The following is a 25,539-nucleotide window of genomic DNA, read 5'->3' as shown; positions in this document are numbered from 1 at the left end:
TTAATAGTTCTTTGTATAGTCTCGGTGTTTGGCTACCGCTTCTTTTAATTCCTCTAGATTGTCTGATGAGAATTTTTCAAGGATTTCTTGTGCCAGAACCGTTGCCACAACGGCTTCCATGACCACACCTGCTGCTGGAAGAGCAGTCGGATCACTTCTTTCGACTGTTGCCTTATAGGGTTCATGGGTTTCAATATCCACACTCATAAGAGGCTTATAAAGAGTAGGAATAGGTTTCATGACGCCACGAACAACGATAGGTTGCCCATTGGTCATACCACCTTCAAAGCCCCCTAGATTGTTGGTACGACGAGTATAGCCGTCTTCTTTAGACCAGAGAATTTCGTCCATAACTTGGCTGCCTTTACGGTAACCAGCTTCAAATCCAAGGCCAAATTCCACCCCTTTAAAGGCATTGATAGAGACAACTGCTTGGGCCAATCTTGCATCCAATTTTCTGTCCCATTGGACATAGGAACCAAGACCAACTGGAACACCTCCAACGACTGTCTCCACAACCCCACCGATGGTATCACCGTCACGTTTGATTTGGTCAATATAATCCTTGATTTCCTGTTCCCGCTCTTGGTTGACAATAGAAACTTCAGACTGGGCGGCTCTTTCCTTAATCTCAGCGACTGTTAGATTTTCAGGAACATCGATTTCCTTGCCACCAAAGACTACGACATGGTTGGCAATCTCCATATCCAGCTCAGCCAAGAGGCGTTTGGCTACTGCCCCAATTGCCACCCGCATGGTGGTTTCACGGGCAGATGAACGCTCCAAAGAATTTCTCAAATCGTCAAAACGGTACTTGATGCCCCCAACCAAGTCGGCATGACCTGGACGTGGATGGGTGATTTTCCGTTTGCTTTTAAGGCGGTCTTCAATGTCCTTCGCAGACATGATATCCAGCCATTTTTGGTGGTCCTTATTGATGACATCCATGGTAATGGGAGCCCCAGTAGTCCTCCCATGGCGAACACCCGAAGTAAAGATAACTTGGTCGCTCTCAATCTTCATACGACCACCGCGGCCGTATCCACCCTGACGACGTTTCAAATCCTCATTGATATCCTCAGCTGTCAAAGGAAGTCCAGCTGGAATTCCCTCAATGATAGCTGTCAGACGGGGGCCGTGTGATTCTCCTGCAGTTAAATATCTCATACACTCTCCTTATTTTACCAAGTAGTCTTTCATCTCTTCCAGAGAAACTGGGTGAATAGTCGCTGAACCAAGCTCTGGTACCAAGACCAATTTCAAGGTATTGCCACGCGCTTTCTTATCATGAGTCAAAGCCTGATAAAGCTTGTCAACATCCCAGTTTTCATAATCAACAGGCAAGCCAAATTTCTGACACATATCTGTAATGGACTGAGTTATGCCAGCTGACATGAGACCTTTTTCCTCAGCAACCTTGGAAATCTGTACCATACCCATTGCCACAGCTTCTCCATGCATGACCTTGCCATAACCAGCCGTTGCTTCAATGGCATGACCAATAGTGTGGCCAAAGTTGAGGTAAAGGCGTACACCATTGTCCAACTCATCCTCAACTACCATCTTGCGTTTAACCTGACAAGAATGTTCAATCAAAGTCTCTGCATGTTCCAGAATGCTCTCTACAGAACCATCTAGCTCCGTCAAGAGAGCCCACAGTTCTGGATCCTCAATCAAGCCATACTTGATGACCTCACCCATCCCTTCAATCAACTCTCTTTTTCCAAGGGTTTCAAGAACAAGTGGGTCAATCAGAACCCCATCGGGTTGGGCAAAGGTCCCCACCATATTCTTGGCAAATGGAGTGTTAACACCTGTCTTTCCACCGATAGAAGAATCCACCTGGGCTGTTAAGCTAGTCGGTATCTGAACAAAATGAATGCCCCGCATATAGGTAGAGGCTACAAAACCAGCCATGTCCCCAACGACACCGCCACCAAGAGCCACGATTCCATCGCTACGAGTCAACCCCTGCTTAACTAGAAATTCATAGACTTTCTGGACAGTGGTTAAATTCTTTCTTTCTTCCCCTTCTAAAAAGTCAAAAACTGCTACCTGAAAACCAGCATCTTCTAGGCTGAGTTTGACCTTCTCTGCATAGAGAGAGGCTACATGATTGTCTGTTACAATGACCACTTTTTGTGGTTGCCATAGTTCTCGCAACCATTGGCCAGCCTGAGCCAGACAACCTTTTTCAATCTGAATATCATAAGGATGATGAGGAATATCGATTCTGATTTTCATAGGAGAGTCTCCTTTTCTTTATTGGTATTTTTCTGTTAAGGACTGCCAAATCTCTTCTGTTGGCATTTCCTTTCCTGTCCATAGTTGAAAGGCTTCTGCAGCTTGATAGAGCAACATTCCCAGACCATTGACAACTGGATTCCCCTGACTTCTGGCCCATTTCAAAAATGGTGTTTCAAAGGGTTGGTAAATGATATCTGCTACTAAAAGAGTTTCTGATAGGACAATGTTTTCAGGAACTGGAGATGATTGACCATCCATCCCTACACTTGTCGCATTGACTAGTAAGTCCGACTCAGCAATCCTTGCTTGCAGTTCAGGAACATCTTCTAAAGCATACAAATCCACTTTAAAGCCTGTCTGCTCCTGTAACTTGTCTAGATAAGGTCTTGTTTTTTCCATAGAAACTGAACGAACAAAGACAGAAATCTGACTGACACCATCCAAAATAGCTTGTGCCAAGATAGACTTGGCCGCACCACCTGCACCCAGCAGGGTCATCTTCTTACCTGAAATTGTAAAAGAAGGCAAGCTCTTAAAAAATCCCTTGCCATCTGTATTATATCCAATTAAATTGCCATTCTCATTGACAACCGTATTAATCGCACCAATCAAGCGTGCTTCATCGCTCAGCTCATCCAAATATGGAATCACTTGCTCCTTATAGGGCATGGACAGGTTGATGCCAAACATCTGGTAGCGACGAATATTGGCCACTGTTTCTGCCAAATCACCCGCTTCAATCTCCCAAGCCACGTAAGCACCATTGGTAGCTGTCGCCTCAAAGGCACTATTGTGAATAAAGGGGGAAATAGAATGCTTAATAGGATTGGCAACAACGGCAGCTAAACGTGTATAGCCATCAAGCTTCATCCAAAATCTCCCGAATTTTTTTCATGTTAGCTAAGGAAATCTGACCTGGGGCACTTGCCTCATCTAGACTGGCAAAAGACCAACTCGAACCAGTCACATCCGCAGTGATACGAGAGACCTTGCCCACCTTGCCCATAGAAATGGTCACATATTCCTGCTCAGGATTGAGGGTTTTAAAACCTCGTGTATAGTTCATCAAGTCTAAGACATCCTGCTCCGTATGAGCCATAACTGCAACCTTAACAAGTTTTGGATTTAAGCTCGTCAACTCTGACAAGATTTCCATCATGTTCTCAGGTGTTTCTTGGAAATTATGGTAACTCAAAACGAGATTTGGGAAGTCCAGCATTTCCTCAAAAACATCCTTGTAGCTATAGTACTCAAAATCAATATAATCTGGTTGATAGAGTTGCGCCACTTCCTTGATTAGATGGATATATTCTTCTGGAGAAAGGTCGATTTCTCCCCCTTCAGAGCGAGTTCGCAACGTGAAAACTAACTCACGGCCTGCGAATTTTTCAAAAATAGCTGGAGCCACCTGCAAAATCGCTTCCTTAGGCAGATAGTCGGCACGCCATTCAATGATGTCGGCATCTAGGTACCTCGTGGCATCCAGAGCCTGGACCTCCTCTAAACTTCTGGGCATTACTGAAACAATTAATTTCATTTACTAACCTTCATACTAATCACCTTGAGGTAATTACTACTTTCATCTTTTTTATTATAGGCAAAATCTGCTGGAAGACCGTATTTATTTAAAATCTGGTAACTTCTTCCTGCAAAGCCTTTATCAATTTGTTCTGTAAATTTCTGGCGGGATACATTGGCAGCATTGGTGCTGGCAATAATAATACCGCCCGGATTTAAAATCTCAAGACTCTGGGAAATCAACTTATGATAATCCTTGGCCACAGAGAAAGTTTGTTTTTTGTTCCGAGCAAAGCTAGGCGGATCTAGGACAATCACATCATAGGTCAAGCCTTTTCGCTTGGCATACTTGAAATACTCAAAAACATCCATAACTATAAAACGATGGTCGTCTGTGCTGATTCCATTAGCCTGAAAATGCGCTTGAGACAATTCTCGTGAACGTTTAGCTAGGTCAACCGAAGTAGTCTGGCTTGCTCCTCCCATGGCCGCAGCCACTGAAAAGGCTGCTGTGTAGGAAAACATATTGAGCAAGGATTTACCCATAGCCAATCCATCCACCAAACTACCGCGAACTTCATGCTGGTCTAGGAAAACCCCTGTCATCAAGCCATCGTTCATAAAGACTTGATACAAGACACCATTTTCCAGAACAGTGAAAAAATCAGGTGCTTCTTGGCCATAAATATGGGCAGATTCATAGTCCAAACCCTTAAAGCGGATCTTCTCATATGTCCCTAACACCTCAGGAAAAACCTGTCTAAAGGCTTCTGAGATGGTCTGACGAATCTGATAAACATAAGAGTTATACCAAGAAAAGACAGCATAGTCGCCATAAAGGTCCACTGTCAGACCGCCAAAGCCATCTCCCTCTTGGTTGAAGAGACGAAAGGCAGTTGTCAATTCATCTTGATAGTAGGCACTTCTCTTTTCTTTAGCTTGTCTAAACAGTGCTTCAAAGAACGCTTGATTGAAGGTCACCTTGTCTGTGCTCACAAACCAGCCCAAGCCCTTGTTTTGCTGAGAAAGGTAGGCAGTACCAAGAAAGTTGCCATTTTGACTATGAACTTCTACTTCCTGATCCTTGAGATGAACATCTGCAAGGTCGCTAGCTTCTAGTAAAACTAGCCCTTTAGCGAGCTTCTTTTCAACCCTTTTGTTGACTCTTATTTTATTCATAGTCCCTATTATAGCAAATTTTGTGACAATTCTCAAAAAAGAAACTACCCTTGCTTTTTTACTTTCATTTTAAAAAATAGTATACTATACTAATAAAAAGTTAGAAATATTTGTGTGAGAATCACAATAAAAAATGCTCTTCCATCGTGGAGGAGCATTTCTTTTTATCAAATAAAATTCAACGAAAATCAAAGAACAAACTAGAAAACTAGCCACAGGTTATACTCAATGAAAATCAAAGAGCAAACTAGGAAGCTAGCCGCAGGCTGTACTTGAGTACGGCAAGGCAAAGCTGACGTGGTTTGAATTTGATTTTCGAAGAGTATTAACTTTGAGATTGTAGCTAGAGAGGCTGTACCTGCAATATGTCTGTCAAATTTAGTGACGAAGATAGTAGAAGAAATATGAGGATATAAATCGACTTCAGCAGGTATCTGGAAAATTTGATTTTATAGAGAAGCCTTTTGTTACAAACTCAATATACTATCAATAAATAATATTATAGAAGCAACAATTATTATAATTTCACCTATTTGAATAATTCTATTTCGAATTCTAAATATATGTTCTATCAAAAATACTTGGATCACACACATTATAGGAATTAACGTTTTTGAAATTGAAAAATATCCAAATAAATAAACTATAAACAACAATAATAGAACTATATTATATTTCTTATTCAAAACGTTCCTCCCTATATATTTTTGATTACCAATCTTAATAATTTACAACTACATTCTAACAAACTATAAAAGCGTTTGTCGAATTGAATTTATCAATCAAGCGACCAACTATCTCATCTTTTTTCTATTTCTGCCAATATGCGTGACAGGTAGTAATGATAGACAAAAATAGTAAGACCAAGTAAGAGGATAAGAGCTCCTACTCCCAAGCTGATGGCAAGGACAGGGGCGAGAGACTGAACCAAGAACAAACTTGCTATGACTAAAATCATTAAGATAACACTATAAATTAAGAGTAAAACTATTGCTACTATACGATTTGAACGGTTCACCAGGTCCGTAATGTTACTCCAATTGGTTGACAAATTTTTCACGTCCTTAAGGTAATGGTGGCAAGAAAGGATGACACTGGCAAGGAACCATGCCACAAGAAGGTAAATCATCGAAAGGATGGGCAAACCTAAATATAGAGAAAGACCAAGTAAAGTCAGAATTGGTAAAAAGGACTGGACAGCAAAGATAATCCAAAATTTCACTTTCACATAACGAGCAAAGTCAAAGGGTAAACTCTTCAGAAAATCAACATTTTCCCTCTCTAAAGACAAGGCAATTGAATGCAGGCTGGTGATATTGTTATTGACAACTGCTATAAAGAGAGCTATAAAAAACAAGGGTAACCAGTATGGAGGATGAATGTCTGGAACTATCTGAGAATCTCGGATTTTGGAAATCAGACCAATCATCATGAGATAAGGAAGGAAAGCACTTGTAAAAAGCACTGTAACCACGCCGGTTCCCTGTCCCAAGAGGGAGAGGTTGTAGCGCAAAACCATGCGGAAAAATCCCTTTTTAGTAGTTGAAATCCTCTCCTTGCTGCGACGTTCTTTTTTGACCTTCTCCTCACTATTAAGTAGGATCACATCATAAAAACGAGGCAAAACCTTCTTTTTGGTCAGATAAAGCAGGAAGAGAGTTAGTCCTATCCAAGCGAGCAAACCCAAGATGGCTTCTGTCGAAAAAGGCTCCACTGCTATTTTGTAAAAGAGATGAATAGGATAAAGAAGAGGTGGAATGTCTCTAACTCTGTCAACTATAACTCCAGAAGTCGACTGTAGAAAGAAGACAAATATTAAAGGTATGAGAACTCCTATCCCAATCATCACATTCGCAAAAATAGACTGATACTTTCTGAAGACCCTAGTCTGAGCCAAGAAATGTACTGCCACTACCATCACTAAACTAACAGAGACAATTAATAGGGCCAAGGACAGCAGCATCAAAGGCAAGCCCAGCCACAGAGAAGGAGCTAGCCTAATGTAGAGGACTAGAAAATAAGCTAGGATTGGTACAATTCCAGGCAGAGCTGGCAAGAGGACAGACAGTCCTTTAGCGATTATAATCTCTGATTCTTTAAAGGCATAGGGTCTATACGATACCAAATCCTTACTCTCATAAAAGACATTGTAAAATGCAGTGAAAGAAGTTGAAAAGGCAAGCACCAGTAAAATAGCAACCATGCTACTAAAAAAACTTGGCATTTCCTCAAAAGGAAAACGAAAGGCTATATTTATAAACATGAAAAGCATCAAGAGACTAGAAAAAATGTAAGAACTTAGGACTCTAGCGGAAACATTTACTTTTTTTCCAGGATTTTTAGCTTGCTTCTTTCGTAGGTTAGCCAGATTAGCTTCTTGAGATGAATAGAGAATATTGATATCCACTAATTTTTTAATGACCTTGAGACGCATCTGAAACCTCCTCTTTTCTACCAGCAAGGCTAAGGTAGATACTTTCCAAAGACTGGTCTGGGTGGTCTTTTCTCAAGTCCTCCACGCTACCACAATAAATCAAATGCCCCTTTTTCAAAATGGCAATCCGATCACAGACTTGCTCGGCCACCTCTAGAACATGGGTTGAAAACAAGACCGTCTTGCCTTTTTGTGCATGTTCCTTCATCATCTGCTTCAAATCAAAGGCAGCCTGGGGATCCAAACCAGTCAAGGGTTCGTCCAAGACCCAAATATCAGGATCAGACAAGAGTGCCCCTATGACAAAGACTTTCTGACGCATTCCGTGAGAAAAAGTTTCAATGACCTGATAGCGATTTTCAGCAAAATCAAAAATTTTCAATAGCCTAGCTAGACTAGCCTCCAAGTCAGAGCTAGTCAGATCATAAGAGGAGGCGATTAATTCCCAAAATTCATTGGCTGTTAAGCGTAAAAATAAGTCAGGCGAGTCTGCTACGTAGCCAATTTTTCGTTTAATAGCTAAACGATTTTCCGATAAATCCTGACCGTCTACCAAAATACGACCACTGCTGGGTGAAATGATACTGACTAAGGATTTTATAGTGGTCGATTTTCCAGCCCCATTATGGCCAATCAAGCCCATAATCTCTCCATTTTCAATCTGCAGATTGAGATTGCTCAAGGCCTCTTTATCACCATACAACTTACTAACATTTTGAAATTCAATCATGAGAAATCTCCTCTCTTTATCTATGTAATTTACTATAATTATAGCGCTTTCATTTTAAAAATCAACATTTTATATAAAATAGTCAAAAACTTATTATTCAGTTTTACGCAAACGTTTGAGCTAACCGATACTTTATGATAGAATAAAGAACAAGATTGACAAGTAAGAGGAAACATCATGCAAAATCAAACACTCATGCAATACTTTGAATGGTATCTGCCCCATGACGGCCAGCACTGGACGCGTCTGGCTGAAGATGCTCCACACCTAGCTGATCTCGGTATCAGCCATGTCTGGATGCCACCAGCCTTCAAGGCTACCAATGAAAAAGATGTCGGCTATGGGGTCTATGACTTATTCGACTTAGGAGAGTTTAATCAAAAAGGTACTGTCCGCACCAAGTATGGTTTTAAAGAAGACTATCTTCAAGCCATTCAAGCTCTAAAAGAACAGGGAATTCAACCTATGGCCGATGTGGTGCTCAATCACAAGGCTGCTGCTGATCACATGGAAGCCTTTCAGGTTATTGAAGTAGATCCTGTAGACCGTACAGTTGAACTTGGGGAACCCTTCACCATCAATGGCTGGACTAGCTTTACCTTCGATGGTCGCCAAGATACCTACAATGACTTCCACTGGCACTGGTACCACTTCACCGGTACAGACTATGATGCCAAACGTCGCAAGTCTGGGATTTATCTGATTCAAGGAGACAACAAGGGTTGGGCAAATGAGGAATTGGTCGATAATGAAAACGGTAACTATGACTACCTCATGTATGCCGACCTAGACTTTAAACATCCTGAAGTCATCCAAAATATCTATGACTGGGCTGACTGGTTCATGGAAACGACTGGTGTAGCTGGTTTCCGCTTGGATGCCGTTAAACACATTGACTCTTTCTTCATGAGCAATTTTATCCGTGATATGAAGGAAAAATACGGTGAGGATTTCTATGTTTTTGGTGAATTCTGGAATCCTGACAAGGAAGCCAATCTGGACTATCTTGAAAAAACGGAAGAACGATTCGACCTTGTTGATGTTCGTCTCCACCAGAATCTCTTTGAAGCCAGTCAAGCTGGCGCAAACTATGACCTTCGTGGTATTTTCACAGATAGCTTGGTTGTCGACAAACCTTACAAGGCTGTAACCTTTGTCGACAACCACGATACCCAACGTGGTCAGGCTCTTGAGTCTACTGTTGAAGAATGGTTCAAACCAGCAGCCTATGCCCTCATTCTATTACGCCAAGACGGCCTTCCATGTGTCTTTTACGGAGACTACTATGGTATTTCAGGGCAGTATGCTCAGCAAGATTTCAAAGAAGTCCTTGACCGCCTCCTAGCTATCCGAAAAGATTTGGCTTATGGAGAACAAAATGACTACTTTGATGATCCTAACTGTATTGGTTGGGTACGCTCAAGTGCTGAAAATCAATCCCCAATCGCAGTCTTGATTTCAAATGACCAAGAAAACAGCAAATCAATGTTTGTCGGCCAAGAATGGGCTAACCAAACCTTTGTAGATTTACTTGAAAACCACCTAGGTCAAGTTACAATTGATGAGGAAGGTTATGGACAATTTCCAGTCTCAACTGCTTCGGTAAGTGTCTGGGCAGCCAATACAATCTAATTGCCAATGATTATCAAGCCAGGTTCAATCGGATTTGGCTTTTTTGTATTCACAAAAAAAACCTACCCTAATGGATAGATCTTTGTTTTCTTACAATTTACCTGCTACGGCATCCAACAATTCTTGGATCTTAGCTTGGTTGCTTCCTCCTGCCATGGCCATGTCTGGTTTACCACCACCACGTCCATCGACGATTGGTGCCAATTCTTTGACAAGGTTTCCTGCATGAAGGTCTTTTGTCTTGCTTGCGACAAGGACATTGACCTTGTCACCAATAGCTGCAACTAGGACAAGCACATCAGAGTAGTCTTTTTGTTTCCAGTTATCTGCAAAGGTACGAAGGGCACCTGCATCTGATACAGACACTTGACTAGCAATGTAACGGTGACCGTTGACTTCCTTAACATCCTTGAAGATATCACCTGCGGCAGCTGCTGCGGCTTTTTCTTTCAACTCAGCATTTTCTTTTTGAAGTTGACGAAGTTGTTCTTGGAGTCCTTCCACCTTGTGAGGTACTTCCTTGACTTGAGGTGCTTTCAAGGTTGCTGCGACAGCTTTAAGAGCATCTTCTTGTTCGCGGTAGGCTTCAAAAGCTTCCTTACCAGTCACTGCTAAAATACGGCGAGTTCCTGATCCGATACCTTCTTCTTTGACAATCTTGAAGAGTCCAATCTCAGAAGTGTTGCCAACGTGGGTACCACCACAAAGCTCGATAGAGTAGTCACCGATAGTAACAACACGAACTTCCTTGCCGTATTTCTCACCAAAGAGAGCCATAGCTCCCATTTCTTTAGCAGTATCAATATCCGTTTCAACTGTCTTAACTTCAAGAGCTTCCCAGATTTTCTCGTTGACTTGCTGTTCAATGGCACGCAATTCTTCAGCAGTCACAGCTTGGAAATGAGTAAAGTCAAAGCGAAGGAATTCGACTTCGTTAAGAGATCCTGCTTGTGTTGCATGGTTTCCAAGGATATTATGAAGGGCAGCGTGAAGCAAGTGAGTCGCAGTGTGGTTTTTCATAACACGGTGACGACGATTTGTATCAATTGCCAAGGTATATTCTTGGTTCAAGGCAAGAGGTGCAAGAACTTCAACCGTGTGAAGTGCTTGTCCGTTTGGTGCTTTTTGAACATTGGTCACAGTAGCCACGACCTTACCTGACTCATCCAAGATTTGTCCGTGGTCAGCGACCTGTCCACCCATTTCAGCGTAGAATGGTGTTTCTGCAAAGATAAGAGAGGCAATTCCTTCTGCTACAGCTTCTACTTCTGCATTATCCGCTACGATAGCCACCAACTTAGAAGGCAATTGGCTAGCATTGTAGTTGAAGACACTTTCTACAGTGATGTTTTGAAGGGTTTCATTTTGCATCCCCATTGAGCCACCCTTGACAGCTGAGGCACGCGCGCGTTCTTGCTGTTCTTTCATGGCTGCTTCAAATCCTTCACGGTCTACAGTCATCCCAGCTTCTTCAGCGATTTCTTCAGTCAATTCAACTGGGAATCCATAAGTGTCGTAAAGTTTAAATACATCTGAACCAGCAATGACAGATTGACCTTTTTCTTTCAAGTCAGCTACAATGCCTTGGGCAAAGTGTTGACCTGAGTGAAGGGTACGGGCAAATGATTCTTCTTCGCTCTTAACGATTTTTTCGATAAAGTCACGTTTTTCAAGCACTTCTGGGTAGTAGCTTTCCATGATTTTTCCAACGGTTGGAACTAGTTTGTAAAGGAAAGGCTCGTTGATACCCAATTTTTGACCATGCATAGAAGCACGACGGAGCAAACGACGAAGGACATAACCACGACCTTCATTTCCTGGAAGGGCACCATCACCGATAGCAAATGAAAGTGAACGGATGTGGTCAGCGATAACCTTAAAGCTCATGTTATCGCCATCTTGGTCATAAACCTTACCAGACAATTTCTCCACTTCACGGATGATCGGCATGAAGAGGTCCGTTTCAAAGTTGGTCTTAGCCCCTTGGATAACGGCCACCAAACGCTCCAAACCAGCGCCCGTATCAATATTCTTGTGTGGCAATTCCTTGTATTCGCTACGAGGAACGGAAGGGTCTGCGTTAAATTGTGACAAAACGATGTTCCAGATTTCGATATAACGGTCGTTTTCGATATCTTCTGCAAGAAGGCGAAGACCGATATTTTCTGGGTCAAAAGCTTCTCCACGGTCAAAGAAAATCTCTGTGTCCGGTCCAGAAGGTCCCGCACCGATTTCCCAAAAGTTGTCCTCGATTGGAATCAAGTGACTTGGATCCACTCCCACTTCAATCCAGCGGTTGTATGAATCTTTATCATCTGGATAGTAGGTCATGTAAAGTTTCTCAGCTGGGAAGTCAAACCATTCTGGGCTTGTCAAAAGCTCATAAGCCCAAGTGATGGCTTCGTCACGGAAGTAATCACCGATAGAGAAGTTCCCCAACATTTCAAACATGGTATGGTGACGTGCAGTCTTCCCTACGTTTTCGATGTCGTTGGTACGGATGGCCTTTTGGGCATTGGTAATACGTGGATTTTCTGGGATAATAGTCCCATCAAAGTATTTCTTAAGCGTTGCTACCCCAGAGTTGATCCACAAAAGAGTTGGGTCATTTACAGGAACCAAACTCACTGATGGTTCTACTGAGTGACCTTTGGTCGCCCAGAAATCAAGCCACATTTGGCGTACTTGTGCACTAGATAGTTGTTTCATATTGTCTCCTTATTTACTTGTTTAATGTGATTGGCTTTCCAGCATCTCCACATAGTCAATCGCGACGCAGAGGGAAATGACTAGGTCTGCATAAGCGTCCTCAAGAACCGTTACGGTATAGGTAGAGGTCAGATGGAAGAGGTCCTTCTTAATTTCCGCAATCAGCTGATCGCGATCATCCAGCAATTTGAAATCCAAATCCCAGATATTGCCCTCGATACGAAGACCTAGATTATCAAACTCATACTTATCTCGCCAGAAGGTCAACTTCTTACGAATGACAAAACTCGAGCCATCCTGAAGCTGAATCTCAAAACGAGGGAGCAAGGTCAAGATTTCTTTACTAATCTGACTGACCTGTTCACCAGCCGCATCATAGATGGTAAAAGTTTTGGGAATCTTAAAAAATGATCCCTCCACCTGATAGGCGATTTCTCCCCTGTCATCCTTGATAGCGAAGCGTTCGCCTCCAAGACGAAACTTTTGTTTGACAAGAAATGTTTTCATCAACACCTCCAAAAATTAAAAGACAAGCTCATATCACGAAGGGCGAAAAACCGCGGTACCACCTTCATTCAATGAACTTGTCATTCTCTTATTCTTATGCAATTGTATGATTGAGTAGCATGACTTTCTAGCTTAGATGGCTCGCAGCACCGCCATTTCTCTGGACTAAGACAACTGAAAATCAAATCTCAACTTTCTTATTATATCGTTTTTTTAAGCTTGCGTCAACTGGAAATCATCTTAACTAATAGTAGTGAGGTAGGAGTGAAGACCTTTTAAAAATTTAACTACTAGTTTCGAAATGTAAGTAGTAATATTTAATTTATTTCTAAAACCTTTCTATCTAGCATAGCCCTCCAGCGCTGTTTAGTATGTACCCCCTATACTGATAAGATTCCACTCAGAGTAGCTTATCTTGAATAATTTTGGGGATTTTGTGTCTTCGTCATACACTACGAGATAGTGCCCTTCATCATTCCAAAACTTGCCCAATACCTCAGCGTCTTTCAGTTCCACTTTCTGGTTCATATAGTCGCTTTTATACTCAATTTGTGGTGCATCTTTTACCCCAGCAGTAGAAAAACTACTACCAATAAAGATAAAAGCATAAAACAGCACCACAGCAATTCCCAAGAATTTAAAGATTTTATAATTTGTATTATTGTTTTCCATGTTAGTATATTCCTTTTCTTTCTGTTTTGTGTTTTCTTAAATCCAAAGGGGGAAAAATACTCCCTTATCCCACTAGATCATTAAGCTAACTTTTTCAATCACTTCTTGGATCTCATCTAGCGATACTAGAAACCATTCTTTAGGGACAAAGCTCTCTCCATTTGGTGCTATTAATTCCATATCTAACTGCTTGTCTGCAAAATAATGATGAAGAGTCGTTTCTAATTTTCGAGCGCTGAAATTTTGAACCTCAAAACTAGCTACTAAACGGACAGGAGCATAAAGATAGGTTCCTTCTCTTTCTGCATTTGCTAACCGTTTTTCAATTCGATCCTGTGTAAAACCGATTTTATAGAGATTACGGATGTTGGCAATTTGAGGATGGCTACTCAAGGATTTTACTACATAGATATATCCAGTTGTAATTCGTTCGCTTGGACTGATACCAGTCATCACATCTTCTATCAATTCTGTTACCATTCGTCCATGGCGCGTTCTATCGTGCAGATTAGATACAAAAGAGCGGAGTAAGGCCTTCTTATTTTCTGTACCATTTTCATATACGAGATGAAGTTCAGCATTAGTATAACCATTCTTATCAGTGAAGTCTTCTCCTTTAGAAACAACATAAACCATTACTCCATTATCCACATAGAACATATCAGGTTTAATTTCTTTTTCTTTTATCACATCAGACTTTCTGACTTGACGACGACCTTCACTAATTTCATCATGAACACGAGTAAATAATCCCTGATAATCTTCAAAATTTCCCATCCGTTTACGTGTTCGTGTTTTATCCCGCGCTTGAATCGTTCGTTTATAACGTGAGACATCAAATAAAGATTTCTCAGCACTATTCACTGACTCAAACAATTCATCTGATAAAATATCTGTTAAACTAGCAGGACTTGAAATAGGGGGCTCGGACTCAACTATATCTATTTTTAGTAGCCCAAATTCATCATAAGGTTCTAACTTTCGGATGCTATCAGGAGATTTTCTAATACCATTCAATCGAGAAAATAAACTGCGTTCTTTAATATTTCTAGACTTTTGTGGCTCTTGCCCATTATTTTCTCTCACCCAATCTATGATTTCTAAAAATTTCTCCACTTCGTGATCTATAACTATTTTTTTCATAGGTTTTAAAGGAGCTATTAAATGTTCAAAATCAGAATCATTAAAAATGTCATTTAAGTTTTTGAAATCATTCATTACCGCTCTCCATCTTCAGCTTCATCTGAGACAATTGTAACAAAGCATACGCAAGTCTCTGTTCGTACTTATCGTGACTTGATTTATCTGGATGACGACCATTTTCATTTAAAAATTGCTTAATTTGAGGATAAAGAATTAACAGTTCTTCTTCAGAAAACTCCATCTTCTGACCATCCATATAGTCTTGTATTAGACGCAGAGTCGGAGCATCAATTTCACGTGATATAACTTCGTAAGCTCTCTGGAAAGGATTAATCTGATCAATTAAATCAATAGATAACTCATCAATATTCACAAATTTATCTGCCATTTTTAGAAAGTCTGTTTGCCCTACTCCCTCTTTCCGTTCAGCTGATTGAACTACCGATTGACTAATAAACTGTTGACGAACTTCTTCAACTTCAGCCCCACTTAAGTCAGGATAGATTTGTTTAATGATGGCTGGAATCATCTGCTTATTAATGACTTCTGCATCCGTTCCCGCAGCAATTGCAGTTTGGATACGCGGTTCTTGCAATATACTAGCACGTAAGTCATTCAAATCATTTTCTATGATATCCTTTGTTCTCTGTGTACTAGGCTCTTTTAAGCCTTTAACGAATATTTCGGCACCAGAAGATTTCTGGTCTTCTCGGTCTTTTCGTTTGAACTTGAAATTTGGCGCTAAAACAGACTCCATCAATAGACTAGCTGTAATGGCCTTCATAACATTATTCACAGCAAAGAAAACTTCATCATCTTGAGCATCTGGTTGAGAAATGAGATTGGTAAATTGAGCGTGTGACTTATTGGAACTATCGCGTGTTACTCGACCTATAATCTGAACAATTTCTGTTAGCGACTGACGATAGCCAATCGTCAAAGCATACTCAGCATAAGGCCAGTCAAAACCTTCTTTAGCCATACCAAGTGCGATAATGATATCGAGATCATCTAAACTGGTCATTTTGTTTAGGTAATCCTGTACTTTTTCACGTCCTTCTTCTATGACAAGGTCTGCAACTTTCAATACACGACCTGTTTCCTCAGTAACTAACCATAATCCAGTCTTAGGATCTGGAACTGCTTGCCCTAGTTCATCTAAAATTCGGTCAACTTCATCATACTTATCCTTGGTTGATTCACCTGAGTTTACATTGGGAATATGAATGATAGTTTTCTTACTCGTGTCCAGTACTTCGTGCAAGGCATCTGTGTAACGACCACGATAAAAGTTATAACCCATGGCAAAACTTTTCAGATATTTGTACCCCTCCAACTGTTCATAATAAGTATAGGATACCTTATCAAATTTTTGCTCATCTTCAGGTGCCAAAATGGGTACAGAATCTCCACGGAAATAAGACCCTGTCATAGCTACTACATGGGCTGTTGAATTGGCTAATATGTTTCTTAAGGCATTTCCTAAAACTGAATTATCATCTTGAGATACATGATGAAATTCATCGATAGCTAGAAGAACATCATTAAAATCACTATCAGCTAGCTGTTCAAAGGCAAAACGCAAGGTGGCATGCGTACAGATTAAAGCTCTATCATCAGGAGACTCTGAATGCATAAAGTCTACAAACTGTTTTACCTTACTTTTACTGCTCCCTTGTTCAGTCAAATTATTTTTGGGAAGAACTTCCCAATCCCAGTAAAAACCATAATCTGTCAATTTTGTTGAACGAAACGATTTTCCAATAGATCTTTCTGGAACAGCTATAATAGCTTTTTTCAGACCTTGAGCATGTAATTTATCAAGAGCAATAAACATCAAAGCTCTCGACTTACCAGATGCAGGAGGCGCCTTAATCAATAAGTGTTGAGAAGTTCTCTTAGCATATACCCGCTCCTGCATTTCACGCATACCAAGTGCATTATTTGATTGACTAGCACCTGTACCATTGTAATTAATTTCAAATATATTTGAGGTCATTTCGCTTCCTTTTCTGTCATTTCTTTATACAGGTTCAATAAGACACTGAGCCTTTCTTCATCTGATTCAAAAGGCTTTTGCTGGTAGGCACGTTCTACGATACCATCAATTTTTTCATGTGCTTGACGAAGACGTTCGTTCATCGGTTTATTGGCTCCACCGTACAATTCAGCCAAGGTTCCACCTTCTTCTTCTCGAACATCTAGCATTTCAAAAACAGCTTCTTCAAGCATATTTTTCCGACTATCTGAAAGTTCTGGGATTGGGAATGTATTATAAACCAGTCCAGCTGAATAACTATATCGAGTTTCTAATTTCCCACCGATCGCTTGAAACCATTTTATATGCATTTTAGAAACAAGACATCCAAGTAGCCAAATTGGAGTATCATACACAATATAGCAACGATTTGAAATAATTGTATCGTCTCCCACAAATCCCATTGGTATATAATCTCTATCTTCTGAAGTAACAGCAGGAACTAACAGTTGAAACTTCCCTTCTATTTTCCCCTTAGAAAACATATCATCCCATTCACCACGTTGAACAAATTTCCATGGTGTGGATGCAGTTTCTCTTGTTCCAGCAGCCTTAGAATTCAGGCGTTCTTGCCTTACATTTTCAAATAATTGATGGAATTCCTGGATCTTATCTAATTTAGTATATTCATCTTGATCAATCCAAATAGTATATCTAAAATTTCCATTGATATACTCATCTGCTCCAATATACTTTTTAAAATACACTTCAGTTTCAGGATATCTTTGAACTAATTGATTTTTATCATCATTTGTCAGTATTAGATATTTACTTCTTGGCATATTCCCAAAGACTATTTTTGGAAAATTATTTAACTTCTCTGAATCATTGTGATTAGATACAATAATATCATCTGCAAAAGCTAGATAGGGATTTATATTCTTTCCATAACTCTCTCCCTTATCACTATATATAATTCTTTTCTTATCATTTTTATTTGAAAATCCAATGATAGTAACTGTAACCCCTGCATTATGGGCCGCGCTATTATTCCATTTAAACGATTGATATGCAAAGGAAATTTGGCCATATTGTAGAAGAACACTCCACAAAATTGAAACTTGCTCACCTTGATTTATTGAATTTGTTGTTACAAAAGCATATTGAGCATTTTTACCATAAATAAGGTGAGTTGCCTTATAAAACCATCCCGAAATATAATCTAATTTTTTAGAAGAAATTTCTGAACAAATCACATTTTCTAGTTCCTTCTTTTGTTCCAAGGTCATTTTTTTAGAGCCTATATACGGCGGATTCCCAAATATATAAACTTCATCATCTGCCTTAGCATTCAAAACAGTTGTCCAGTCAATTCTTAGGGCATTCCCACAAACGATATTCCCAGCTTCTCTTAAGGGGAGTAGCCTTGGATGGACATCAGCAAGTGCTTCTTCCATCTCCACATTCATCTGGTGTTCCGCTATATACAAGGATAACCTTGCTACTTCATGAGCGAAATCATCCAATTCAATTCCTGAAAATTGGGATAGAGAAATCTTAGATGCATCAGCAATCAATTCTCCTTGATAAACAGCTTTTTCATTTAAGGATTCACGAATTTCACGCTGTTTGATTAAGATATTAATTTCTAAACGACGAAGTTCTTTATAAGTAATGATGAGGAAATTTCCAGAACCACAAGCAGGGTCTAAAAACTTGATAGAGGCCATACGAGTGAGCAACTCTTCTAACTTAGGTAAGATTTGTCGCAATTCCTTGCGACGATGTTCCTCGCTAAAGTCACCACCTCCTATATAGTAGTCAGCTCGTTCTTCTAATTCCGTAAATGCTGCTCGTAAATTATCTAAAAACAGTGGTTTGATGACCTTCATAATATTGGGCACGCTAGTATAGTGCATACCCGATGTTGATCTTGCTTCTGCATTTGCCACGGTTTGAATCATGGAGCCCAAAATATCTGGATTGATTTCATTCCAGTTTAGCAATTCCCCTGCTTCAATGAGTAATTGACGAGTTCTTTTATTGAAAATAAGGTCATGATGTGGCTCTGAAAAAAGCTTACCATTTACATAGGGAAAATCTGATAACCACGACTCCAAATCCTGACGACTAAATTCAGGCATATCTAAAACAGTAAATAGTTTTCTAACACACTCATTCAAGTCAGAACCATCTTCAGATGTCCTCATCTTAATAACATTTGTGAAAGCTCCCTTGGAGATGATATTTGTATCTTCTGCAAATAGTAGAAAAAGAACACGAATCAAAAATAGATTAAATGATTTACCGTCAGTTTCAGTAATGGCAAGTTCAGGATTGATAGAAATTAGTTCATCATAAAGTTTGGTGAAACGCTCTGCCGCTTTTACATCAGCAGGGTTTTCCTTATCATAATCAATCTTTTCAATACCATTCCAAGGTAAGAAGAAATCACAATGGGCTGGTAAATCATTAAAAGAAATTGCTAGAGTCAGTCCTGTCTGTGTATCCTTTGCATATAATTCTTGAAAATCTGTTGTAATAATAAATCGAGATTTACGAACCTGACCATCCAACTCTTTATCAATCTCAGTCAGAGCAAGTAATGGCTGATTTTCAACTTTACGAAAATACAATCTGTTTTTTATTATAAAATCATCAGATGCCACTTTACTTGCTCTTGTTATGGTCGTTTTAGTAATGTCAAACAATGAAACAAAATCAATAATGAATGTCGATTTATTAAGATTCTCTACTAAAACCTTGGTTCTATCCTCAATCTCAGTGATATTTAATAACTTTTTAGCCATTAGATACCTCCAAGAAACGCAAAAAGCCTACTGGATTTTCAGTAGGTTTCAATCTATATTTTTTGCATTTTTTTATTAGGTTATATATATATATATATATATGCATTTGCGTAGTCTGACTCATTTTGAACTCCTTTGGAATTAAATTTTCAGAGATGCTGTAAACAATACTAATAACTCTCACCCTAAAACTATTATACCATGATTTCTATTTTTTCTAAAAAACGAACCAGCTGACTGATTCGTTTTCATCCGTTTAGCTCCTACTTCCGATACATTTTAAACTGTAGGAAGAGGTCGCTGTATTTGCCTGTCCATTTATGGTTAAATTTCTCGTAAACTTCTAGGTGTTTCATGGTTTCAGCATCTGGATAGAAGGCCTTGTCTTCTTTTTTCTCCTCTGGGAGCAGTTCCTTAGCTGGTAGGTTTGGAGTTGAATAGCCGACATACTCTGCATTTTTGAGAGCATTTTCAGGTTTCAACATAAAATTGATAAAGGCATAGGCGGCATCTTGGTTTTTCACGGTTTTTGGAATGACCATATTGTCAAACCAAAGGTTGCTGGCCTCAGTCGGTACCACATAGCGTAGGTTTTCATTTTTTTCTAGCATTTGGCTGGCTTCACCAGAGAAGGTCACTCCGATAGCAGCGTTATTCTGAATCATGTAACCCTTCATCTCGTCGGCAACGATGGCCTTGATATTTGGAGTCAATTTATAGAGCTTGTCCACTGTTTCTTCCAACTGCTGGGTATCCTTGGAGTTGAGGCTGTAGCCGAGGGAGTTGAGACCCAGTCCCAATACCTCACGCGCCCCATCAAAGAGCATGATAGAGTTCTTATACTCTGGTTTCCAGAGGTCGTCCCAATGCTCAGGAGCCTCATCTACCATGGTTTCATTGTAGACAATTCCTAAGGTTCCCCAGAAGTAAGGGATAGAGAATTTATTGCCTGGGTCAAAGGACTGGTTGAGAAACTCTGGTCCGATATTTTCAAGACCTTCAAGTTTTGAATAATCAAGCGGTACCAAGAGGTCTTCGTCCTTCATCTTGTTAATCATGTATTCACTAGGAATGGCAATATCGTAGGTCGTTCCACCCTGCTTGATCTTGGTATACATGGCTTCATTGGAGTCAAAAGTCTCGTACTGGACTTGGATTCCTGTTTCTTCTGTGAACTGAGTCAAGAGTTCAGGATCTATATAGTCCCCCCAGTTGTAGATAACCAGTTTTTGACTATCTCGGCTATTGATTTTACTATCTAAATGCGTCGCAATTCCCCACAAGACGAGGATAATGGCTACAATTCCTGCTAAAAATGAATAGAGTTTTTTCATGCTTGCTCCTCCTTCTCACGTGAGATAAAGTAATATCCAACAACTAGGATAATACTAAAGAGAAATACAAGGGCAGACAGGGCATTGATTTCTAGCGAAATCCCCTTACGAGCACGAGAATAAATCTCGACTGACAGGGTTGAAAAGCCATTTCCCGTTACGAAGAAGGTCACGGCAAAGTCATCTAGCGAATAGGTGAAGGCCATGAAGTAACCTGCAATGATAGACGGTGTCAGGTAAGGAAGCATGATTTCCTTGAACATCTGAAATTGACTGGCACCAAGGTCATAGGCCGCATGAATCATGTCACCGTTCATTTCCTTGAGTCGAGGCAAGACCATCAAGACCACGATAGGAATCGAGAAGGCCACGTGACTAGATAGAACGGTCAAAAAGCCAAGTGAAAACTTGAGTTGGGTAAAGAGAATCAAGAAGCTGGCACCAATCATAACGTCAGGCGCAACCATAAGGATATTATTGAGTGAAAGAAAGGCTTCTTGGTATTTCTTACGAGATTGGTAAATATAAATGGCACCAAAAGTCCCGATAATGGTCGCAATCAAGGCTGACAGGAAGGCCAAGAAAAAGGTCTGAGTCACAATCAACATGAGACGACCATCGCCAAACATGGTTTTAAAATGGCTCAGGCTAAAGCCTGTAAAACTATTCATGTCGTTACCTGCATTAAAAGCATAGCCAATCAAGTAAAAAATCGGCAGGTAGAGGACAAGAAAAACCAGTCCCAGATAAAGGTTGGCAAATCTTTTCATCGTTCTCTCCTTTCCTTGGTCACCCACATGGTGATGAACATGGTCAGGATGAGAATCACACCGATGGTAGAACCCATACCGTAGTTGTCATTGGTCAGGAAGTTCTGCTCAATGGCTGTCCCCAAGGTGATAACGCGATTCCCACCAATCAAACGGGTCAGCATGAAGAGACTCAAACTTGGGATAAAGACCGATTGGACCCCACTTCTCACTCCGTTCATCGATAGAGGGAAGATGACATGACGGAAGGTCTCCCACTTGGTCGCACCGAGGTCATAGCTGGCATTGATGAGATTGTTATCCATATCGTCCAAGACATTGAAAATCGGCAAAATCATAAAGGGAAGCTCGATGTAGCTTGCGACAAAGATAAAGGAGAAATCGGTAAAGAGCAACTGCTGTGAACCGATTCCGATAAATTCCAAGAATTGATTAATAGAGCCATTTTGACCAAAAATCCCAATAAAGGCATATGCCTTGAGGAGCAAATTGATCCAAGTTGGCAGGATAATCAGCATAAGCCAGAGTTGACGGTGCTTGAGACGGGTCAAAAAGAGGGCTGTCGGATAGCTGATAAGCAGGGTTACAAAGGTCACAATTCCTGCATAAAGCACAGAGTTAAAGCTCATTTTGAGGTAGGTCAAGTTTTGTGATGCAAAGTAAGATTTATAGTTTTCTAAGCTAAACTGGCCTTCAATGTTGAAAAAAGATTGTCCGAAAATCAAGACCAAGGGTGCTAGGACAAAGAGGGCAATCCAGAGCATGTAGGGCACTACAAAGAGTTTAGAGCTTGTTTTCTTCATCTCTTTCCTCCTCGATTGCATTGATCAGACCTGCTTCTTGCTCTTCGATTTCCACGTATTCTTCGATACGAGCATCGAACTCTTCTTCGGTTTCGTTGAGACGCATGATATGGATATCTTCTGGCTCAAAGTCCAGACCGATTTCCTCACCCACGATGGCCTTGCGAGTCGAGTGGATCATCCATTCATTTCCAAGTTCGTCATAGGCGATAATTTCATAGTGAACTCCACGGAAGAGCTGGGTATCCACCTTAACTTGGAGCTTGCCTTCTTCAGGAAGGGTAATGCGCAAGTCCTCTGGACGAACCACGACTTCAACAGGTTCATTTGGCTTCATCCCACCATCGACCGCTTCAAAGCGTTTGCCGTTAAACTCAACCAAGTAGTCCTCAATCATGGTTCCTGGCAAGATATTTGACTCACCGATAAAGGTGGCAACAAAGTGATTGATCGGCTCATCGTAGATATCCACAGGTGTTCCAGACTGGACAATCTCGCCATCATTCATAACGAAAATCCAGTCACTCATAGCCAGGGCTTCTTCCTGATCGTGAGTGACAAAGACAAAGGTAATGCCCAATCGTTGTTGCAGTTCACGCAGTTCGTACTGCATATCTGTTCGTAATTTTAAGTCCAACGCTGACAAAGGCTCGTCCAACAAAACCACACGGGGTTGGTTGATAATGGCACGGGCAATAGCCACACGCTGACGTTGTCCTCCAGAGAGTTTACGAATGGAACGTTTTTCGTAACCTTCCAACTGAACCATCTTGAGAACTTCCGCTACGCGTTGCTCAATTTCTTTCTTGTCGATCTTACGCAAGCGAAGTGGAAAAGCAACATTTTCAAACACATTCATATGTGGAAACAAGGCATAGGATTGGAAGACCGTATGGACGTCTCGCTTGTTGGTTGGGATGTCATTGATACGGACACCATCCAGCAAAATATCTCCTGTCGTCGCATCCAGTAAACCTGCAATAATGTTTAGGATGGTTGATTTTCCTGAACCAGATGCGCCTAGAAGGGTATAGAATTTCCCCTCTTCCAACTCAAAGTTGATGTCTTTGAGAACCTTGATGTTGCTGTCTTCAAAAACTTTAGAGACGTTTTTGAATTCAATAATTGGTTTTTTCAATTGTCATTTATTCCTTCTTTTTCATAGATTAACAGATCAGGGCTCTGTCAGGCCACTACTACCTCGTGTAGGAGATTGAACTGCCTACATTCTTCTGCACTAACGATAGGCTTTCACCCCCTTTCCATGACATAGCAGCAGCTTTTCAAATACAGCTTCCTACTTGCTTTCACCCAAGATACGAACTTCTCTCTCAAGAGTAACGCCAGAGTGTTCCTTGACTTTTTCAATCACAGACTCAATCAAGTCTTCGTAGTCTTGGGCCGTTCCATCTGCAACATTGATCATAAAACCTGCGTGCTTTTCTGAGACTTCTACTCCACCAATACGATAGCCTTTCAAGCCAGCTTCAGAAATTAACTGACCTGCAAAATGCCCTACTGGACGCTTAAAGACCGAACCACAAGATGGGTATTCTAAAGGTTGCTTGAGTTCACGTAGATGCGTCAAGCGATCCATTTCTTGCTTGATAACCTGATGGCTTCCTGGAGCAAGGGCAAATTTAGCTGACAAGACAACTGCACCAGACTCTTGAATGGCTGAGTGACGGTAACCAAAAGCCAAGTCCTTGACAGACAGGGTCTCGATTTCTCCATCCTTGGTCAAGACCTTACAAGACTGCAAGATGTGGGCAATCTCGCCACCATAGGCACCGGCATTCATAAAGACAGCACCGCCAACGCTTCCTGGAATGCCACAAGCAAACTCAAAACCAGTCAAACTATGACGAAGCGCAATGCGAGTTGTTTCAATCAAGTTAGCACCAGCTTCAGCTTCAATGGTATAGCCATCAACGGAAACATTATTGAGCTTGTCACACAAGATGACAAATCCACGAATTCCACCATCACGAACGATGATGTTGCTGGCATTTCCAAGAACCATCCAAGGAATACTTTCTTGATTGGCAAATTTGACAACGCGAGCCAACTCAAAACGATTTCGTGGAAAGACCAAATAATCGGCCTCTCCACCTACTTTTGTATAACTATAAGCATGCAAGGGTTCCTTGAAACGGATATCAATCCCTTCTAAGATTTCAATCATTTTTTCTTTTACTGACATGACACTCTTCCTTTTACAAAATTCATTCCATTATACCATTTTTAAGACCATTTGACGACCCTAAAAAAATCTTGGGCTTATTTTAAACAAAAAAGAGGTTTCCCCTCTTTTTATGATTTTTTGCAAAAGATAGCCTTTGTTCCATAGGCAAGCAGAACGAGCTCTAGTGCTAGGACAACTTCAACCAAGACTGGATTTGTCAGCCAGCCAACTTGGGCTAGAGATGGAGCTAGGTCAAAGAAGGCATGTAGTCCATAGGCTGCTAGGAGATAAATCCATTTCTTCTGGCGAACAGCTTGGTAAACCCAAACAGTCAAGAGTAATTGGAAACCTAGCGCCAAGATTCTCTCAAAACCAAGCAAATAAATCTGCCAGGCTGATAGCGACTGAATAGTTTTCAACATATTTTCAGACAGCAATTGCATGACCTGTGGATTCTGAGTTTGAACTGCTGAGAGAACGATGTAGAGATTAATCAAACTAGTAAGACCTAGGAAAATCAACTCCAAGCCACCATGCCCTAAGCCATAAGCCAAGGCATCTGCCTTTTCCAAACTTCTCTTTTTCTCCAACCATTTGAAGAAAATAAGACGAGCAGTTTCCTCAAAAAATGCTGCCATAGCTAGGCCATAGATGATATAGACAAGCGGATGGTCTTGCATGAGGGCAATACTACCGTCTTTTTGAGGATGTAAAACCAAGATATGCACCAGTTTTTCTAAAATCTGTGAAGAGACAAAGAAAGCAACAGCCCCCAAGCCCAAGACAGCTAGATTAATCTGGTATTTCTTTTTGGCATACCAAATACTTCCTAGCAAGAAAGCCAGCAACAGCACCATGGTAATGATAATATGAATGGTCATTTTCTTC

At 40.7% G+C, this 25,539-nt stretch carries 21 protein-coding genes; 1 reads left to right on the top strand and 20 read right to left on the bottom strand.

The window, feature by feature from the left end; translation table 11 throughout:
- From aroC to M594_RS03565, 8 genes are all read right to left on the bottom strand, one after another.
- The gene (gene aroC, locus M594_RS03595; protein WP_173875992.1) at window positions 1-1,167 is read right to left on the bottom strand and encodes a chorismate synthase; all 1,167 of its coding nucleotides are present in this window, start codon (window positions 1,165-1,167) and stop codon (window positions 1-3) included.
- A gap of 9 nt (window positions 1,168-1,176) precedes the next feature.
- On the bottom strand, window positions 1,177-2,244 hold the full coding sequence (gene aroB, locus M594_RS03590; RefSeq protein ID WP_173875991.1) for a 3-dehydroquinate synthase: 1,068 nt from the start codon (window positions 2,242-2,244) through the stop codon (window positions 1,177-1,179).
- Window positions 2,245-2,262: 18 nt separating this feature from the next.
- Window positions 2,263-3,117 (bottom strand): shikimate dehydrogenase, encoded by an 855-nt coding sequence (locus M594_RS03585; protein WP_173875990.1) that lies wholly within the window; start codon window positions 3,115-3,117, stop codon window positions 2,263-2,265.
- Window positions 3,107-3,784, bottom strand: coding sequence for a type I 3-dehydroquinate dehydratase (aroD, locus tag M594_RS03580; RefSeq protein ID WP_173875989.1), 678 nt, complete (start codon window positions 3,782-3,784; stop codon window positions 3,107-3,109). Before aroD ends, M594_RS03585 begins: the two co-directional genes overlap by 11 nt.
- Entirely contained in the window at window positions 3,781-4,944 is a 1,164-nt protein-coding gene (locus M594_RS03575) for a class I SAM-dependent rRNA methyltransferase (RefSeq protein WP_173875988.1), read from the bottom strand. Before M594_RS03575 ends, aroD begins: the two co-directional genes overlap by 4 nt.
- A 467-nt stretch (window positions 4,945-5,411) precedes the next feature.
- Window positions 5,412-5,672: a hypothetical protein gene (locus M594_RS10190; protein ID WP_368039307.1), complete on the bottom strand. Its 261-nt coding sequence runs from the start codon at window positions 5,670-5,672 to the stop codon at window positions 5,412-5,414.
- 71 nt (window positions 5,673-5,743) lie between these two features.
- On the bottom strand, window positions 5,744-7,378 hold the full coding sequence (locus M594_RS03570) for a hypothetical protein (RefSeq protein WP_173875987.1): 1,635 nt from the start codon (window positions 7,376-7,378) through the stop codon (window positions 5,744-5,746).
- Window positions 7,359-8,108: an ABC transporter ATP-binding protein gene (locus M594_RS03565; protein WP_033684913.1), complete on the bottom strand. Its 750-nt coding sequence runs from the start codon at window positions 8,106-8,108 to the stop codon at window positions 7,359-7,361. Before M594_RS03565 ends, M594_RS03570 begins: the two co-directional genes overlap by 20 nt.
- Window positions 8,109-8,285: 177 nt before the next feature.
- On the opposite strand from M594_RS03565, the gene M594_RS03560 reads away from it, so the two are divergent.
- Window positions 8,286-9,740: an alpha-amylase gene (locus tag M594_RS03560; RefSeq protein WP_173875986.1), complete on the top strand. Its 1,455-nt coding sequence runs from the start codon at window positions 8,286-8,288 to the stop codon at window positions 9,738-9,740.
- A gap of 90 nt (window positions 9,741-9,830) precedes the next feature.
- Here M594_RS03560 and alaS read toward each other — a convergent pair whose 3' ends face one another.
- The 12 genes from alaS to M594_RS03500 all read right to left on the bottom strand — a co-directional run bounded on the left by alaS (window position 9,831) and on the right by M594_RS03500 (window position 25,532).
- Window positions 9,831-12,449 carry an alanine--tRNA ligase gene (alaS, locus tag M594_RS03555; RefSeq protein ID WP_173875985.1) on the bottom strand — a complete coding sequence of 873 codons (2,619 nt, stop codon included), beginning with the start codon at window positions 12,447-12,449 and terminating at the stop codon, window positions 9,831-9,833.
- Between the two features lie 21 nt (window positions 12,450-12,470).
- Window positions 12,471-12,956, bottom strand: a complete 486-nt coding sequence (locus tag M594_RS03550; protein ID WP_173875984.1) for an LURP-one-related/scramblase family protein — start codon at window positions 12,954-12,956, stop codon at window positions 12,471-12,473.
- A gap of 366 nt (window positions 12,957-13,322) precedes the next feature.
- Entirely contained in the window at window positions 13,323-13,628 is a 306-nt protein-coding gene (locus tag M594_RS03545; RefSeq protein WP_000429946.1) for a hypothetical protein, read from the bottom strand.
- Between the two features lie 72 nt (window positions 13,629-13,700).
- Window positions 13,701-14,846 (bottom strand): GIY-YIG nuclease family protein, encoded by a 1,146-nt coding sequence (locus M594_RS03540; RefSeq protein ID WP_000997679.1) that lies wholly within the window; start codon window positions 14,844-14,846, stop codon window positions 13,701-13,703.
- Window positions 14,839-16,770: a DEAD/DEAH box helicase gene (locus M594_RS03535; RefSeq protein WP_023946332.1), complete on the bottom strand. Its 1,932-nt coding sequence runs from the start codon at window positions 16,768-16,770 to the stop codon at window positions 14,839-14,841. The genes M594_RS03540 and M594_RS03535 overlap by 8 nt, the downstream gene beginning before the upstream one ends.
- Complete coding sequence (locus M594_RS03530) at window positions 16,767-19,559, bottom strand: class I SAM-dependent DNA methyltransferase (RefSeq protein ID WP_001085249.1); 2,793 nt, start codon at window positions 19,557-19,559, stop codon at window positions 16,767-16,769. The genes M594_RS03535 and M594_RS03530 overlap by 4 nt, the downstream gene beginning before the upstream one ends.
- 263 nt (window positions 19,560-19,822) lie before the next feature.
- Window positions 19,823-20,893, bottom strand: a complete 1,071-nt coding sequence (locus M594_RS03525) for an ABC transporter substrate-binding protein (RefSeq protein ID WP_023946326.1) — start codon at window positions 20,891-20,893, stop codon at window positions 19,823-19,825.
- Complete coding sequence (locus M594_RS03520; protein ID WP_125442884.1) at window positions 20,890-21,663, bottom strand: ABC transporter permease; 774 nt, start codon at window positions 21,661-21,663, stop codon at window positions 20,890-20,892. Before M594_RS03520 ends, M594_RS03525 begins: the two co-directional genes overlap by 4 nt.
- Entirely contained in the window at window positions 21,660-22,466 is an 807-nt protein-coding gene (locus M594_RS03515) for an ABC transporter permease (RefSeq protein ID WP_000753801.1), read from the bottom strand. Before M594_RS03515 ends, M594_RS03520 begins: the two co-directional genes overlap by 4 nt.
- Window positions 22,447-23,604, bottom strand: coding sequence for an ABC transporter ATP-binding protein (locus M594_RS03510; protein WP_173875983.1), 1,158 nt, complete (start codon window positions 23,602-23,604; stop codon window positions 22,447-22,449). Before M594_RS03510 ends, M594_RS03515 begins: the two co-directional genes overlap by 20 nt.
- Before the next feature lie 159 nt (window positions 23,605-23,763).
- A complete protein-coding gene (gene murB / locus M594_RS03505) occupies window positions 23,764-24,669 on the bottom strand; it encodes a UDP-N-acetylmuramate dehydrogenase (RefSeq protein WP_173875982.1) in 906 nt (301 codons plus the stop codon).
- 110 nt (window positions 24,670-24,779) lie between these two features.
- Window positions 24,780-25,532, bottom strand: coding sequence for a YhfC family intramembrane metalloprotease (locus M594_RS03500; protein WP_045611274.1), 753 nt, complete (start codon window positions 25,530-25,532; stop codon window positions 24,780-24,782).
- Between the last annotated feature and the right edge of the window lie 7 nt (window positions 25,533-25,539).

The sequence above is a fragment of the Streptococcus mitis genome (assembly GCF_013305725.1).
In the GTDB taxonomy this organism is placed as follows: domain Bacteria; phylum Bacillota; class Bacilli; order Lactobacillales; family Streptococcaceae; genus Streptococcus; species Streptococcus mitis_BO.
Note: the sequence above shows the minus strand (reverse complement) of the source record. Positions and strands in the feature narration are given on the sequence as shown.